Origin of the sequence: Chromobacterium subtsugae, assembly GCF_035919665.1 — a bacterium.
In the GTDB taxonomy this organism is placed as follows: Bacteria; Pseudomonadota; Gammaproteobacteria; order Burkholderiales; family Chromobacteriaceae; genus Chromobacterium; species Chromobacterium subtsugae.
In genome coordinates this window covers 3468416-3485462 of sequence record NZ_CP142381.1, presented here as the reverse complement: position 1 = coordinate 3485462, position 17047 = coordinate 3468416, and the positions used below count along the sequence as shown (strand labels likewise).

The 17047-nt window shown below is 63.9% G+C and carries 4 protein-coding genes; 3 read left to right on the top strand and 1 reads right to left on the bottom strand.

The genetic code is table 11. The features are described from left to right. The first annotated feature begins 88 nt into the window (after positions 1–88). A complete protein-coding gene (gene dnaJ, locus U6115_RS16660) occupies positions 89–1213 on the top strand; it encodes a molecular chaperone DnaJ (RefSeq protein WP_043573916.1) in 1125 nt (374 codons plus the stop codon). A gap of 120 nt (positions 1214–1333) precedes the next feature. Here dnaJ and U6115_RS16655 read toward each other — a convergent pair whose 3' ends face one another. Then, a complete protein-coding gene (locus tag U6115_RS16655; protein ID WP_052257992.1) occupies positions 1334–2446 on the bottom strand; it encodes a porin in 1113 nt (370 codons plus the stop codon). An 891-nt stretch (positions 2447–3337) separates the two neighbouring features. Here U6115_RS16655 and U6115_RS16650 point away from each other — a divergent pair. Together U6115_RS16650 and U6115_RS16645 are read left to right on the top strand one after the other, a co-directional pair. Beyond that, positions 3338–5032 (top strand): ShlB/FhaC/HecB family hemolysin secretion/activation protein, encoded by a 1695-nt coding sequence (locus tag U6115_RS16650; RefSeq protein WP_043573914.1) that lies wholly within the window; start codon positions 3338–3340, stop codon positions 5030–5032. A gap of 36 nt (positions 5033–5068) precedes the next feature. Next, a complete protein-coding gene (locus U6115_RS16645; RefSeq protein WP_043573913.1) occupies positions 5069–17047 on the top strand; it encodes a hemagglutinin repeat-containing protein in 11979 nt (3992 codons plus the stop codon).

Here is a 17047-nt window from a genome sequence, read left to right as displayed (position 1 = left end):
GGGGGAGAGGCTCTCCACCGGCCTCTGTGCCTTTGCCGCATCAAGACGACAGGGCTGGCCGCAAGGCCGGCCGGAGAGTGAATAGACAATGTCGAAAAAAGATTTCTACGATGTGCTGGGCGTGAATCGCGATGCGTCCGACGATGACATCAAGAAGGCCTACCGCAAACTGGCGATGAAGTACCACCCGGACCGCAATCCGGACAGCAAGGAAGCCGAAGACAAGTTCAAGGAGGTGAAGGAAGCCTACGAGATCCTGTCCGATAGCCAGAAACGCAGCGCCTACGACCAGTTCGGCCATGCCGGGGTGGATCCGCAGGCGGGAGCCGGCGGCGGCCAGGGCTTCGGCGGCTTCGGCGATTTCGCCGACATCTTCAGCGACATCTTCGGCGGCGGCCAGCGCGGCGGCGGCGGCGGACGTTCCAACGTCTATCGCGGCGCCGATCTGCGCTACAACATGGAAATCACGCTGGAAGAGGCGGCGCGCGGCTGCGAGAAGCAGATCCGCATTCCGTCGCACGAGTCCTGCTCCACCTGCAACGGCAGCGGCGCCAAGCCGGGCACCCAGCCCAAGACCTGCTCCACCTGCGGTGGCCACGGCCAGGTGCGGATGAGCCAGGGCTTCTTCTCGATCCAGCAGACCTGCCCGACCTGTCACGGCAGCGGCAAGCAGATCTCCGATCCATGCACCAGCTGCCACGGCGCCGGCCAGAAGAAGACCACCAAGACGCTGAACGTGAAGATTCCGGCCGGCGTGGACGAGGGCGACCGCATCCGCCTGGGCGGCGAGGGCGAGCCCGGCCAGAACGGCGGCCCGGCGGGCGACCTGTACGTGGTCACCCACATCAAGCAGCACGCGGTGTTCCAGCGCGATGGCATGGACCTGCACTGCGAGATGCCGATCTCCTTCTCCACCGCGGCCTTGGGCGGCGAAGTGGAAATCCCGACGCTGGACGGCATGGCCAAGGTGAAGATCGCCGCGGAAACGCAGAGCGGCCGCGTCTACCGCCTGCGCGGCAAGGGCGTGAAGGCCGTGCGCGGCAGCGAATTCGGCGACCTGCATTGCCATGTGATCGTGGAAACGCCGGTGAAGCTGACCGAGCGCCAGAAGGAGCTGCTGCGCGAGTTCGAGGCCATCAGCCAGGGCGATGTGGCCACCCACAATCCGCGCTCCAAATCGTTCATGGACAAGCTGCGCGACTTCTTCGAGTAAGCCAGCCGCGGACGCGTCGAAAAGCCAGCCTGCAGCCAGGCTGGCTTTTTTATCGCCGCCAAGCAAAACAGCCACCCGCGAGGGTGGCTGTTTGCACATTCCGGAACCGGGGACGACTGCTTAGAAGTTGTGCTTCATCATCGCCCATACCGTGGAGGAGGTGGACTGCGCGTGGCCATTGATGGTTTGCGCGTCGCGGTTTTCCTTCACTTGGCCGTAGCCGGCCTGCAGCAGGGTGCGCTTGCTGACGGTGTAGTCCAGCGCGGCGGCCCACTGAGTGGCGCCCAGGCTGTAGCGCACGCCGTCCACCTTGGCGTCGCCGCGCTTGGAGTAGACCACCGACGGCTTGAAGTTGCCGAAAGCGTAGGCGGCGTTGATGGCCCAAGTGGTGTTTTCCAGCTTGTTGGTGCCAGTGGCGATGGTCGGGAAGTTGCCGATGCCGGCGAGGACTGGGCCGGAGTTATCGCTCTTCTGGGCGTGGGCATTGCCATACAGGGTGACCCACTGGTAGCTGGCAGCCAAGTACAGATTGTTGGCGTTGTAGCCGCCTTCCAGACGGTTGGTGGCGCTATTGCTGCCGCCCTTGGTATTCAGCGCGCCGGCGTAGGCCCAGGCGCCGAAGAAGCCACTGTTCTGGTAAGCGAGGCGCAGGCCGACCTTGTCGCCCTGTTTCATCTGGCCGGCGGCCTGGCTTTCGCCGGCGCCGTACTGGGCGGTGCCGCTGAAGCCGTATAGTTCCGGGGAGTCGTAGCGGACGCCGTTCTTGAAGCGGGAGTCGCCGTAGGCGCCGAACACGTCGGTGGCTTCGTACAGCGGGAAGCCGGTACCCATATTGTCGCGGAAGGGGCCGTACAGGTTGTCGGTGGATTCTGTGTCGCCGAGCACGTCGGTCAGGTAGCCCAGGCGCACCTTGCCGAAGCCGCCTTCCACGCCGACATAGGATTCGCGGTTGGCCAGCTTGCCGGAGTCGGTGCTGGAAAAGCCGGAAGTGCCGTCCAGCGACAGGCCGGTCTCAACCTGCCAGATGGTTTTCAGGCCGTTGCCCAGATCTTCCTTGCCTTTGAAGCCGATGCGGCTGCCGAAGTCGTCCACGCCGAAGGTGCTGGTGTAGTTGTTGGTGCTGTTCTTGGTGCTGGACACCCCGGCGCGCAGCGAGCCGTACAGGGTGACATCGGCTTGCGCGAGCGCAGGAACGGCCGCGGCGATGGCGGCGGCGAGGATAGCTTTCTTCATTTCTCTAAAACCCTTTGTTTTTGATTTGCCACGCGGGCAGCTGCCAAGGCGGTGCTTTTTTTATTCCGCCGTAGTGAAGGCGCAGTGTGTCGCGATGAAAAGTTCCCAGTCAAGAAACATTTATTAACAAGCTGGATGGTTTGTTTGGATGTCATCCGCATTGAGCGGCGGGCGGATTGATACTATTTGGCAGTTTTATTGATATCAACGGCTTGTCTGCGTCACATTCCGTTGCATTCTCCTGAGCGGATGAAATTATGCATTATGAAATTTTGTTTACGTTTCTTGCTATCCGGATTCGTGTTGTTTTTTTGATAATTCATATCTGGTAAAAATAAAATGCCTTTGGAATTTTCTGTGAATGCTGCATTGCCGCATTGATGGAGTTAAGGGCTGCTATGAGAAAATTTCATTTTATTGGCTAGGACAAGTCTTGAGTCGACACAGCTTCCTATTGATTTGGTAAGGATTATTGCCATTGTCTTTCATCTGCCTCTGCGCGCGATTGTATTTGCCATGACGAATGACGATGGTGTGGCTTCGTAGCGCGGAACAGAGCCTTTTACCCTGGAGCGGCGGTAAAAGTTCGCTAGCGCCATATTTACAAAATCCGGGCCGGATTCTTGTCGTTTGGCTAAGCTTTTGACAAAACCTGCGCGCGCAGGTCAGAGCGTTTCGGCACGGTTTCCCTATTGGCGCGCAGCAGCAGATTTTGCGTTTTTGATGGCGCTTCGCGGTGATTCATTGCCGGCGCGGCTGGGGAAACATGTGTTGAATATCATGGCTTTGTCTTATGGTTAAGTATTTTTACTTATCCATTTAACATGTTAATCAAGTGTAAAATAAGCGGCTAATTGTTAAGTTTTTTATAAAGATATTAAGCCGCCTGTGATGAAACTCCGTTCTCTGGCCGCCGCGCATGGCGGCTTTTTGCTGTCCGCCATCTGCCAGGCCGCCGCGCCGCCTGCCTTGATCCAGCAAACCGATCAGCTGCTGCGCCTGCAGCAGCAACAACTTGAACAGCAACGCCAATCGCTGCAGCAACGTCCGGATGTCTTTCTGCCTTCGTCCGCGGGCGCAAAGCCAGCGCCCGCCATTCCGGGCGCCGCGCCGACGGCGGCTTGCTTTGCCATCGGCCAGGCGCAACTGGACGGCGCGCCAGCCGGCTGGCAGGGCTGGCTGCAGCCGCTGCTGGATGCCGGGCTGGGTAAGTGCATGGGCCTGGACGAGCTGAATCGCCTGGTGGCGGCGCTGACCAACGAGATGGTGGCGCGCGGCTTCGTCACCAGCCGGGTTTATCTGCCGGAGCAGAATCTGCGCGGCGGCACGCTGCGGCTGGCGGTGGTGGCGGGCAGGATACACGCCATCCGCTTGAAGGAAGGCGGCAGCGATCTGGCCCTGCGCTCGGCGTTTTCATCCGGCCCCGGCGACATTCTCAATGTGCGCGACCTGGAGCAAGGGCTGGAGCAACTGGGCCGGTTGCCGGGCCAGCAGGCAACCATGGAGATGGTGCCGGCGGAGGCCCCGGGCGAGAGCGATGTGGTGGTGGCGCGGCAAGGCGGCCGGCCGCTGTCCGGCGCGCTGACGCTGGACGACTCCGGCCAGCGCGCCACCGGCCGGCTGCAAAGCACTGCCAGCCTCAATATCGGCGGCGCCGCTGGCCTGAACGATGTGCTGGCGCTGTCGTGGACTCAGGATGCCGAGCATCTGCGCCATCCCTTGAGCCAGTCGACCGCCGCCTCCTGGCTGCTGCCGCTGGGCGATTGGACCGCCATGGCCAGTTACAGCGGCTTCGCCTACCGCCAGACGGTGCAGGGCGTGAACCAGGATTTCATTTCCAGCGGCCACAGCCGCAATACCCAGTTGTCGCTGTCGCGGCTGTTGCGGCGCGACCAGAGCGGCAAGACCGAACTCAAGCTGAGCCTGACGCGCAAGGCGTCGCGCAGCTTCATCGAGGACGCCGAAGTGGCGCAGCAGCGCCGCGACCTGACCATCGCCGGGCTGGAGCTCAGCCACCGCCAGTATTGGGGCGAGGCGGTGCTGGACGGTTCCATCGGCTATCAGCGCGGCATCGGCGCCTGGGGCGCGCAGTCTGACGCCCAGGCGGCGCAAGGCGGCCCCAATCCGCGCCATCAGCTTTACCAGGGGCGGCTGGCGCTGCAATTGCCGCTACATGCCTGCGGCCAGACCTTGCGCTGGAGCAGCGAGCTGCGCGGCCAGTACAGTCCGGACCTGCTGATGTCCAGCGAGCAATTCGCCATCGGCGGCCGCGGCACCGTGCGCGGCTTCAATGCCAGTTCGCTGGTGGGGCAGAGCGGCTACTACCTGCGCAATGAACTGAGCTGGCCGCTGCCGCCGGCCGGCGCGCTGGCGTTGGAACCCTACCTGGGCCTGGACGCCGGCCAGATCTCGCGCCCGGTCGGGGAGACCGGCCCCGAGCGCAGCCTGTCCGGCTGGGCCGCCGGCTTGCGCCTGAGCCTGGGCGGCCATCTGTCCGCCGAACTGACCCACGAGCGCGCGCTGCACCAGCCGCAAGGCTGGGACCGCCCGGCCATCACCCACTTTTCGATCACCGCGCAGTGGTAAGCCCGCTGCCCTGTCCCGTCTTTTTGAGCTGACAATATGAACAAGCATCTTTATCGGATCATTTTCAATCAATCGCGCGGCCAATTGATGGTGGTGCAGGAAGACGCCAGCGGACAGGGCAAGGGCAACGGCGCAGAGGGCGTCGCCGCCCCGCTGGGGGCGGCGTGCAAGGCATTCTCGCTGAGGCTGAGCGTATTGCTGATCGGCCTGGGGCTGGGCGCCAGCGCCTTGGCGGCCGACATCGTCGCCGATCCGCACGCGGCGGCCGGCAAGCAGCCCGGCGTGATCCAGGCCGCCAACGGCCTGCCGGTGGTGCAGATCGCCGCCCCCACCGCCGCCGGCGTGTCGCACAACCAGTACCTGCAGTTCAACGTCGGCCCCGGCGGCGCGCTGCTCAACAACAGCGCGGTCAACGTCAACACCCAATTGGCCGGCTTTATCAGCGGCAACGCCAATCTGAAGAACGGCAGCGCCAGCATCATCCTCAACGAGGTGACGCAGGCCAACCCTTCGCAGCTGCGCGGCTATCTGGAAGTGGCCGGCCAGCGCGCGCAGGTGGTGATCGCCAACCCCTGGGGCATCAGCTGCAGCGGCTGCGGCTTCATCAACACGCCGCAGGTCACGCTGAGCACCGGCGCGCCGCAACTGAACGCCCAGGGCGCGCTGACCGGCTACCGGGTGGCCGGCGGCCAGGTCAGCGTCGATGGGGCCGGCCTCAATGCCGCCAATGTCGACAGCTTCGCCATCATCAGCCGGGCGGCGTCGATCAACGCCAATTTGTACGCGCAGAAGCTGGACCTGGTGCTGGGCCGCAATCAGGTGGACGCCGCCAGCTTGCAAGCGCAGCCGCTGGAGGCCAGCCCTGCCGACGCGCCGGCTTTCGCGCTGGATGTGGCGCAGCTGGGCGGCATGTACGCCAACGCCATCAAGCTGGTGGGCACCGAAAAGGGCGTGGGCGTCAACCAGCAGGGCGCGATGGCGGCGCAGGCCGGCGATCTGGAACTGACCAGCGCCGGCGACCTGATTCTGCGCGGCAAAACCTATAGCCAGCAGAATCTGGCGCTGCACGCCGGCGGCCAGCTGCAACACGAGGGCATCACCCGCGCCGAAGGCAATGTCCGCATCGACGTGGCCGGCCAGGCCATGCTGCACCAGGCGCTCAGCGCCGGCGGCGATCTGGCGCTGGAGGCCGGAGCCCTGCGCAGCGACGGCGCCCTGGCCGCCGGCTCGCAAGCCAACGGGAAGCTGAGCGAGCGCGGCAAGCTGGCGCTGACGAGCCGCGGAGAGCTGAAAAGCAGCGGCGAATTGCTGGCTGGCGGCGATGTCAGCCTGCGGGCCGGGCAGGCCAACTTGGAGGGGACAGTGCTCAGCGCCAGCCACGGCGCGCTGGAAGTCCAGGTCGCCGGCGATTTGCATGCGCAGCAAGCGCGCCTGAGCGCCGCTGGCGCCGCCCGGCTGGACATCGACGGCCAATTCGACAATCGGGATGGCCAACTGTCCGCCAGCCAAGTGCAGTTGCAATTGGGCGCGCTGGACAACCGGCAGGGCCAGATCGTGCAGACCGGGCAGGCGGATGCCGACTGGCGGATAGCCGGCGCCGTCGACAACCGCCAGGGCGAACTGGCCAGCGCCGCCGGACAGTGGCGGCTGCTGGCCGCCAGCCTGGACAACCGCGGCGGCGACATCAGCCATGCCGGCGGCGGCGCCTTGCAACTGGCGGTCGGCGAGCTGGACAACCGCGAGCAGGGACGCATTGCCAGCGACAGCCGGCTGGATGCGCAGGCCGCGCGATTGGACAACCGCCAGGGGCGCTTGGTCGGCGTGCAGGCGGCGACGCTTCAGATTCAGGGGCAGTTGAGCAATGACGGCGGCGTGCTGGGCGGGGACGGCGCGGTCAAGCTGACGGCCGGCCAGCTCGACAACGGCGCTGGCCTGATCCAGGCAGGCAAAGACCTGCAGCTGAGCGCGACCTCATTGACCAACGCCGACAAGGGCCAAATCCTGGCCTTGGGCAAGGACGCGTCCAGCCGGCTGGATGTCGATGGCGAAATCCATAACCAGGGCAAGCTCGCCGGCAACGCCGACCTGACGGTCAATGCGGCGACCATCGACAACGCCAAGGGCAGCCTGCAGGCCGCCGGCCATCTGGAGTTGGGCAAACAAAGCCAGCTGACTAACGACGGCGGCCATATCGTCGCGCAAAGCCTGAACATCGCCGCCGATGCGCTCAGCAACCAGGGCGGCGAGGTGTATGCGCAGCAGCAGCTGACCAGCCAGCTCAAGACCCTGGACAACAGCAAGGGCAGCCTGATCGGCGGCCAGGGCGTCGACTTGACGGTGGCCGACAGCCTGCATAACGACGGCGCGCTGGGCGGCGGCGGCGCGGTCAAGCTGACGGCGGGCAAGCTGGAGAACGCCGCCGGCACCATCCAGTCCGGCAAAGACCTGCAACTGACCGCCGCTTCGATCACCAACGCCGACCATGGCCAGATTCTGGCGCTGGGCCAGGACGCCGCCAGCAAGGTGGACGTCAGCGGCGAGCTGCGCAACCAGGGCAAGCTCGCCGGCAACGCCGACCTGACGGTCAATGCGTCGACCATCGATAACAGCAAGGGCAGCTTGCAGACCGCCGGCCATCTGGAACTGAGCAAGCAAAGCCAGCTCACGAACGATGGCGGCCATATCGTCGCGCAAAGCCTGGATATCGCCGCCGATGCGCTCAGCAACCAGGCTGGCGAAGTGTATGCGCAGCAGCAACTGACTAGCCGGCTGAAGACGCTGGACAATAGCCAGGGCAGTTTGGTCGGCGGCCTGGGGGTGGATCTCGCGGTCGGCGGCAAGCTGCATAACGACGGCGTGTTGGGCGGCGACGGCGCGGTCAAACTGACGGCCGGCGCGCTGGAGAATGGCGGCGGCTTGATTCAGGCGGGCAAGGACCTGCAACTGACGGCATCCAGCCTGAGCAATGCCGAAAAAGGCCGGGTTCTGGCGCTGGGCAAGGATGCGGCCAGCCTGCTGGACGTCAGCGGCGAGCTGCACAACCAGGGCAAGATCGCCGGCAACGCCGACCTAACCGTCAAGGCGGCAAGCGTCGACAATGCCAAGGGCAATCTGCAAACCGCCGGCGCGCTGAATTTGACCAAGCAAGCCGCGTTGAGCAACGACGGCGGCCATCTGGCCGCCCAAAGCCTGAACATCCAGACCGGCAGCCTGAGCAACCAGGGCGGCGAAATCCGCCAGGTCGGCCAAGGCGCGGCTACTTTGCAGATTGGCCAGGATTTCAACAACCAGCAAGGCCAGGTATTCAGCCAGGGCGGCCTCACGCTCGGCGCCGGCCAGCTGGACAATAGCCATGGCGTGCTGGCCAGCCAGGGCGCGCAGCAGTTGCGGCTGCAAGCGCTGAATAACCAGAACGGCGTGCTGGCCAGCGGCCAGGCGCTGGGCCTCGCCTTGTCCGGCGCGGCCGACAACCGCCAGGGCCAGATCCAGGGCGACAGCCTGCAGTTAAGCGGCCAGAGCCTGGACAACCGCGGCGGCGCCGTCAAGGCGCTGGGCGCGGACGCCAGCCGGGTCAGCCTGTCCGGCATGCTGGACAACTCGGAAAAAGGCGCGCTGGCGGTCAACGGCAAGCTGGACCTCGCCGCCGGCCAGCTGAACAATCAGCAAGGCCTGCTGCAAAGCGCGGCGTTGCTGAACGCGCAGATCGAGCAGGACGCGCAAAACCGCGACGGCCAGCTGTTGGCCGGCCAGCTGTCGCTGAGCGCCGCCAGCCTGGGCAACCAGCACGGCGAGATCGGCCAGGCCGGCGGCGAGCTGGCCAAGCTTGACATCCGCGGCCAGATCGACAACAGCGGCCAGGGCAAGATCACCGCCAACGGCCAGCTGCAGATCCACAGCGGCGACCTCGACAACCATCAGGGCGTGCTCAGCAGCCAGGGCGACCTGACGCTGCGGGGCGGCGCGCTGAACAATCGCCAAGGCACGCTGGGCAGCAACGGCGCGCTGGCGGTGACCGGCGCCAGCCTGGACAACAGCCAGGGCCTGTTGCAGGCAGGCCAGGCCCTGCAACTGGACAGCGGCAGCCTGCAGAACGGCGGCGGCAAGGTGCTGGCGCTGGGGCAGGGCGACAGCACCTTGAATGTGAGCGGCCAGTTAGCCAACGGCGGCCAGATCGCCGGCAACGGCAACTGGCAATTGAACGCCCAAAGCCTGGACAACAGCGGCGGCAGCGTTTACAGCCAGCGCAACCTGGCGGTCAATGCCGCCACCCTGGCCAACCCCGGCGCCATGCAAGCCGGGCAGGATCTGGCGCTGACGCTGCAAAGCGACTTCGTCAACAGCGCCGGCACCCAATTGCAGGCCAACCGCAACCTCAGCATCAGCAGCAGCGGCAACCTGTTCAACAACGGCGAACTGCAAACCGGCGGCAACCTCAAGCTGAGTGGCCTCAACTGGACCAATAACGGCAATGTCAACATCGGCGGCGCGCTGGATACCCGGCTCAGCCAGAGCCTGGTCAACAACGGCAACCTGGGCGCCGGCGCGCTGAATCTCAACGCCGCCAGCCTGGTCAATACCGCCTCCATCACCGCCGGCGACATCGCCATCCACGCCGGCAGCCTGGACAACGGCGGCGGCAAGGCGCTGTTGGCCTCGGCCGGCAATCTGGCTCTGGATGTCGGCGGCACGCTGAATAACCACGACGGCGCCTGGCTGTACAGCCAGGGCGATATGCGCATCGGCCAGGCCGGCGCGAAAACCGGCCAAGTGGTGAATCACGTCGCGACCTTGCAGTCGGACGGCAATATGTTTATTGACGCCGGGCGGGTGAGTAATGAGTCGAATTCGGTGGCGGTAACCGAAGAGTCTAGTTATTTGGATTCATCTAAAGTCACCTATCAAATTCCTCAACTCGTAATTCGGCGCGAAGTGCCATTGCATGATGGGATGGGCCATGTGTTTTATGAGAATAGGAGCGATGTAAGGTCGTTTGATTTTTCTAATGGTGCTGATGTTCAATATGCAGAGGTGAGAAAGAGTTGCAATTCGGATCATTGTGGGAATTTAAGTGCAATCCAGAATATTAAATATCAGTTGGTTAGTGATGATGAGGTAGGTAGGTTTTTAACAGTTCGGAAAGAGGTTTCAGGCGGGTGGAATTTTAATGCTGCACCAGTGGTGAGTGTTGAAAATTTCTATTACGTAGACCATGTTGGTAGTAGGTATACATATTTTCCTGGATTTGATCCAAATAAGAATCTTTTTCCCAGCGTTCTTCCTGATGATGTCAAAACTATTTCATCTGCTGGCTTCGATGTTGCACGAGTAGGTGAGGTTTCTAGAGCTACGAAGACTACTATAGTCATTGATAAGGTAAATAATGAGCCTGTGCAGGCTAAACTCTTGGCCGGAGGTCAGGTAGTTGTTAATGCTGGTGAATTTGTCAATCAATATAGCTCAGTTATGGTTGGTGGAGATTTGATGGTGTCGTCCGGAGGCATCAAAAATGTCGGTCAGCAATTAAAAAAGACCACAACGGTCACCGCAGTTTCAAGTGTAGTACAATCTATTAATAGTGTTTTTGATTTGAGGGGTTGTGTAACCGGGGGGCAGCCTAGATGTGGGACAACTTCGGTTGCGCTGCCTGCGACTACCAGTACTGAAGTTATCGGCTCCCTCGATGCCACCGTCGTCACCAACCAGCACCTGAGCCTGCAAGCGCCCACCATCGCCAACGGCAAGGGCGCGCCGCGGGTGGATGCCGCGACGATGCAGGCCGCGTTGGAGAATATCCAGGTGATGTTCGATCGGACGCCGGGATCGGCCAACGCGATCGACCATGCTGGCCAGACGCAGGGCGCGGCGCAGGCGGTGGACGCCGCGGCCCAGCCCGGCAAGCAGGCGCTGGGCGTGGAGGCCGCCGCGGCGTTGGCCAATGCCAGCCCCATCCGCATTTACGGCCAGGGAGAGCTGGGCGGGCAGTACCAGCCGGCGCCGGCCCATCAGCAGGTCACGCTGCAGGCCGGCGGCGCCAAGGCGGGCAACCCGGTGGCGAATGGCTACGCCGTGCCGGACAACGGCCTGTTCCATACCCAGCCGGCGCCGCAGCAGCCTTACCTGGTGGAAACCAATCCGCAGTTCACCCAGTACAAGAACTTCGTCTCGTCCGACTATCTGCTGAAGCAGCTGAACTACGACCCAAGCAAGGTGGAAAAGCGCCTGGGCGACGGCTTTTACGAGCAGCAGCTGGTCAGCCGCGCCGTCACCGACCTGACCGGCAAGCGCCTGCTGGACGGCAGCCGCAACGCGATGGAGCAGTACCAGCAGTTGATGAGCAACGGCGCGCAGTACGCCAAGCAATTCCAGCTGACGCCGGGCATGGCCTTGTCCGCCGAGCAGATGGCCAAGCTCACCTCCGACATGGTGTGGCTGGTGAAGCAGAACGTGGGCGGGCAGGAGGTGCTGGTGCCCATGGTCTATCTGGCCAACGCCGACCAAAAGTCGCTGCGCGGCCAGGGCGCGGTGCTGGCCGGCAACAGCATGAGCCTGCAAGCCAGCGGCGAGCTGATCAATAACGGCGTCTTGAAGGCCGACGCCACGCTGTTGGCGCAGGCCGGCGCTATCCGCATCGAAGGCGGCAAGGTGCAAGCCGGCGGCGACCTGGGCCTGAGCGCCAGGCAGAACCTGACCATTACCGACGACGCCCAGCACAGCCAGGCCGGCAGCAGCATACTGGCCGGCGGCAATCTGCAGCTGCAGGCTGGCGGCGATCTCAAATTGCAGGCGGCGGACGCGCGGGCGGGCGGCAACGCCTGGCTGCAGGCCGGCGGCGATCTGGACATCGGCAGCCGCGAAACCAGCTATAGCCTGGGCAGCGGCTACGGCAGCTTCCAGTACCAGCAGGTGGACCATGTCGGCAGCCAGCTGAACATAGGCGGCAGCCTGGTCCTCAACGCCGCCAGCGACCTGACCTTGAGCGGCAGCGCCGTCAAGGCGGGCGGCGGCATTCTGGCGGCGGCCGGCAACAACCTTGCGTTGGAATCCACGCAGGACAGCAAGCACGGCGCCGGCAGCTGGCGGGGCGGCGCTTACGACACGCTGTCGCAAAGCCATCACGCCGCCACGCTGCAAGGCGGCGACATCGCGCTGAAAGCCGGCGGCGACCTCAGCCTGCAAGGCTCTTCGGTACAGGCGGACGGCAGCCTGGCGGCCATCGCCGGCAAACAGCTGACGCTGCAAAGCCAGGTGGATACCCAGCGCGACAGCGGCTACAACTGGAGCGGCAGCCATAACTGGCAGACCGACAACCTGGCCGTGGCCGGCCTATCCAGCAAGGGCAGCCTGCAGGCCAACGCCGGCGGCGACGCCGTATTGAACGGCGCCAGCCTGAGCAGCGATGCCAAACTGGCCCTGTCCGCCGGCAACGACATCAAGCTGGGCGCAGTTGCCACCGAAAGCCGCAGCGACAACGACTGGGGCGACACCGTCCGCAATAACTACGACCTGACGCAGCACGGCAGCAGCCTGCATGGCGAAGCCGGCCTGGGGCTGCAGGCCGCGCGGGACATCCGCACCCAGGCCGCCAGCCTCGCCAGCGATGGCGAAGCGGCTTTGCTGGCCGGCCGCGACATCTATCTGGGCGCCGCCGACGACGCCCATAGCGACTACAGCAAGACCGTGCGCTCGTCCGGCGGCTTTTTCAAGCATAAAACCACCGTCGACATCAGCGCGCATCAAAGCACCACCCAGGTCGGCACCAATGTGTCCGCCGACACGCTCCGCGTCCAGTCCGGACATGACCTCAACATCGTCGGCAGCCAGCTGGCCGGCAGCGGCAATGTCGCGCTGCAGGCAGGCGACAATATCGACATCGCCGCCGGGGTCAATACCAGCCAGAGCTTCCAGTTCCACCACGAAAAAACCTCCGGCTTGTTTGGGCTGGGCGGCGCGGGCTTCATGGTGGGCAGCAAGGAGTTGACCGACGCGCTCAACGCCAACGGCGTCACGCAAAGCCAGAGCAAGAGCCTGGTGGGCAGCCTGAAGGGCGATTTGTCGGTGCAGGCGGGGCAGGGCTTGAACGTGCAAGGCAGCAGCCTGAGCGCGCTTGGCGGCAATGTCGATGTTGGCGCCGACAGCGTCGCCGTCGGCGAAGGCCGCGACATCATGGTGGTGGACCACGACCACATCGAAAAACAGCGCGGCTTCAGCGTCACCGAGGTCAACACGCTGAAAAACACCTTCGACAACCTGAAGGATGTGATCCATACCCAGCGCGGCTTCGGCCTGCTCAAGGGGCTGGCCAACGAAGCCGCCGCCAGCACCTCGTCGCAGCAGGGCGTGGACATCGCCTACTCCCGCGGCGAACAGGGCAGCCACGAACATAGCCGCACCGTCAGCAGCGTGGGCAGCGCGATCCTGGCCGGCGGCGACATCCGCCTGCAGGCCAGCGGCAAGCCGGCCGATGCCGCCGGCAGCGGCGATCTGACCATCACGGGTTCGCGCCTGCAGGGCGGCGGCAAGGTGGACCTGTTCGCCAACGGCAGCGTCAATCTGCTGGCCGGGCTCAACCAGCGCCAGGACGACAGCAGCAGCTACCGCTACGACAGCCGCGTGTCGATGTACAACCAGCAGATGGGCGACGTGATCCGCGCGCTGGAGGGCGGCCCCAGCCACAACGGCACTTCGCTGTCGCCGTACAACCAGCTGCGCGCCGAAAGCGTGGGCAGCCGCCAGGACCAGCAGCTGCAGGCCAGCGAAATCCGCGGCGACCAGATCCGCGTGGTCGGCCTGGGCGGCGATGTCAAGGTGGTGGGCGCCACGCTGCAGGGCGTGCACGATGTCAGCGTGGCGGCCAGCCAAGGCAGCGTCAACGTGCTGGGCGGCACGGAACATTACCAGAGCAGCCAGGACAGCCACAGCCTCACCTTCGGCAATATCGGCGGCGGCAACCACAGCGCCACCGTCGGCGCGCAGCATAGCTGGGACCAGCTGGCCGCCAACGGCAGCGCCCAAAGCGGCGGCTTCAGCCGGATAGAAAGCCAGCAGGGCAATATCGCGCTCAGCGCCGCCGACGCCATCACGGTGGCGGGCGCCGCGCTGCAGGCCGGCCAGGACCTGTCGTTGACCGGCAAATCGCTGCAAATCGCCCCCGGCGTGGACCAGGACCAGCACAGCGAAACCCACCGCATGAACCAGCGCGGCATCACCGGCGCGGTCAGCAGCCCCATCCTGGCCGCCGCCGACGCCGTCACCAGCATGGCCGAGGTGGCCAGCAACAAGAACACCGACGCCCGCACCCGCGCGCTGGCCGCCGGCACCGCCAGCCTGGCCGCCTACAACGGCTACCAGTCGGCCAAGTCCGTCTCCGACGGCCAATTGATCTCCGGCAGCCTCACCTTCGGCGCCAGCAAGAGCGAAAGCCGCGAGGAAGGCAAATCGCTGGCCAATGCCGAAACCAGCCTGACGGCGGGGCGCGACCTGATCCTGCGGGCCAGCGGCGGCGGCAAGGACTCCAATATCGACATCGCCGGCAGTCGGCTGCAGGCCGGCCGCAACGCCACCTTGCAGGCCGACAACCAGATCCAACTAGTGTCGGCGCAGGACAGCAGCAGCCTGCGCGGCGAAAACGACAGCTCCGGCTGGGGCGCCGGCATAGCCGTGTCTTTCGGCAAGGGCGGCTTCAGCTTCGGCGGCACCGCCAACGCCAACCACTCCTTCGGCAAGGAAAACGGCAGCACCATCGACCAGCGCGATACCACGGTTTCCGCCGGCGACACTCTCACGCTGAAGTCCGGCGGCGATGCCACCCTCAAGGGCGCCGAAGCGCGCGGCCAGACCATCGTCGCCAATGTCGGCGGCAACCTGGACATCGAAAGCCTGCAAGACCAGCACCAGTACCAAAGCAGCAGCAAGAGCATGGCCGGCAGCGTCACCATCGGCTACGGCTTCAGCGCCAGCGCCAATTACAGCCAGCAGAAGATGGACAACGACTACGCCAGCGTGCGGCAGCAGTCCGGGCTGAAGGCCGGCGACGGCGGCTACCAGGTGGCGGTGAAGGGCAACACCAATCTGGCGGGCGCCGTCATCGCCAGCAGCGACCGGGCGGTGGCGGATGACAAGAACAGCCTGAGCACCGGCACCCTCACCACCAGCGACGTATACAACCACGCTAGGTCTTCCGGCAGCAGCGTCGGCCTTGCCGTCAGCGGCAGCATGGGCGGCGGCGGCAAAAGCGGAGACGGCAAAGGTGGCGATGCCGGCGGCGCGGCCAGCGGCAGTAGCAGTAGCAGCGGAGCCGCGGCGGCCGCAGGCAACAGCGCGCCCGCCAGCCAATCGTCCGGCGGCAATTACAGCGGCGCCCATGTGCAGCAGTTCGGCAACGGGGGCAGCGCCGGCACATCTGGCGTGATGGCTTCCAGCCAAAGCGCCGAAAGCGTCACCCGCGCCGGCATCAGCGGCGGCAAGCTCGCCATCGCCGACGACGCCGGCCAGCAGGCCCTCACCGGCCAAAGCGCCGCCCAGGCCGCCGCGGCGGTAAATCGCGGCGTCAACAGCGACAGGGACGGCGCCAACGCCTTGCAGGACAAGTTCGACAAGCAGCAACTGCAAACCGCCTTCACCGTGGTGCAGACGTTTACCGACCAGATCAGCACCTTCGCCGCCAACAAGGCGGCCGAAGCCAAAGCGGCCAAGGACCTGGCCGACAGGGCCAAGACCGACCCATCGCTGAGCGACGAGCAAAAAGCGCAGTTGCAAGCCCAGGCCGACCAAGCGGCCAAATGGGCGCCGGGCGGCCGCTACAGCCAGATCCTCACCGCGGCGACCGCGGGGATCAGCGGCAATGTCGGCAACAGTCTGAGCGGCATGGCGCAAAATGCCGGCATCGCTTACCTGCAGGGCCTGGGCGCGCAGCAGATCAAGCAGATGGTGGATGAGCTGGAAAAGGGCGACAAAACGGTAGCAGGCGAAACCGTGCGCGCGGTGCTGCACGGCGCGCTGGCCTGCGCCGGCGCGGAAACCAGCAGCCAAAGCTGCGCGGCGGGCGCGATTGGCGGCGCGGCGGCTGTAGTGCTTAACAATGCGCTGGACAAGGCGCAAGACACCAACTCCGACAAGATGACGGCGGAAGAGAAGCAGCAGCGCGAGAATCTGGTCAGCAGCCTGCTGGCTGGCGCATCCGTCGCCGCCGGCGCGACCGATTCCGCCGCGACTACGGTGAATGCGGCGAAGACGGAGATGGAGAATAACTCCTTAACTAAAGACCGTGGTGTCGAGTGGGTCGAAAAGTTTTATAAGGCTACCCCCGAACAACGAGAGAAATTACTCCATAAGCATGACGGGGAGTCGCGCGAGTTAAGTCTGAGGGCTATGCAATGCGTAAGTGAGTCAACGTGTTTTGACCTGGCAGGTGAGATTAAAGGGAATGAGGATTGGTTTAATAAAATTGCCATTGCTTTTGAGAAAGCCGGTGATTCAAAAAGGGCAAATCTTTATCGAGCAGAGGCTCAGGCTTCTCAAGCGGATCTTGTAGTTGCATTGAATCGTGGTGGCGATTATAAAGCAGGGTTCCTATCATGGGGTAATGGGGATAATTCCGCTGGACTGAGAGAGGCTGGTGAGGTACGGCATCCCGATTATTTTTCAATTTCCGTTTCTGGTTTGGGCTTGTCGTTGAATACTACGCTCAATCTTTACAATCTTGATTGGTATGGCGGCCTTGGTGGAGGAGGGCGCGCAGGATTTGGCCTCTCTGGTTCTTTAGGCTGGATTGACGGTAATAGCTCTTGGAAAGGAAAGTCGGAGCAGCTTAAGAATACTAAATCTTTTATTGAAGGTGGATCAATTTCTGGGTCGGGATGTTTAATGAGCGTGTGTGTAGGCATGAGTCACGCAATCGGTGGCAGTACTGCTGCAGAGATTGGGCTTGGGGTAGGTGGCCAGGGACGTCTAAAATTACCTGACCTGCCTGTTAATTTCTGGTCATCATTTAGTTTTCCGCTTAATGTTGATAAATAA

Excerpts from the sequence above, each read along its gene's own strand:
- dnaJ (WP_043573916.1), top strand. The coding sequence starts at position 89 with ATGTCGAAAAAAGATTTCTACGATGTGCTGGGCGTGAATCGCGATGCG.
- U6115_RS16655 (WP_052257992.1), bottom strand. The coding sequence starts at position 2,446 with ATGAAGAAAGCTATCCTCGCCGCCGCCATCGCCGCGGCCGTTCCTGCG.
- U6115_RS16650 (WP_043573914.1), top strand. The coding sequence starts at position 3,338 with ATGAAACTCCGTTCTCTGGCCGCCGCGCATGGCGGCTTTTTGCTGTCC.
- U6115_RS16645 (WP_043573913.1), top strand. The coding sequence starts at position 5,069 with ATGAACAAGCATCTTTATCGGATCATTTTCAATCAATCGCGCGGCCAA.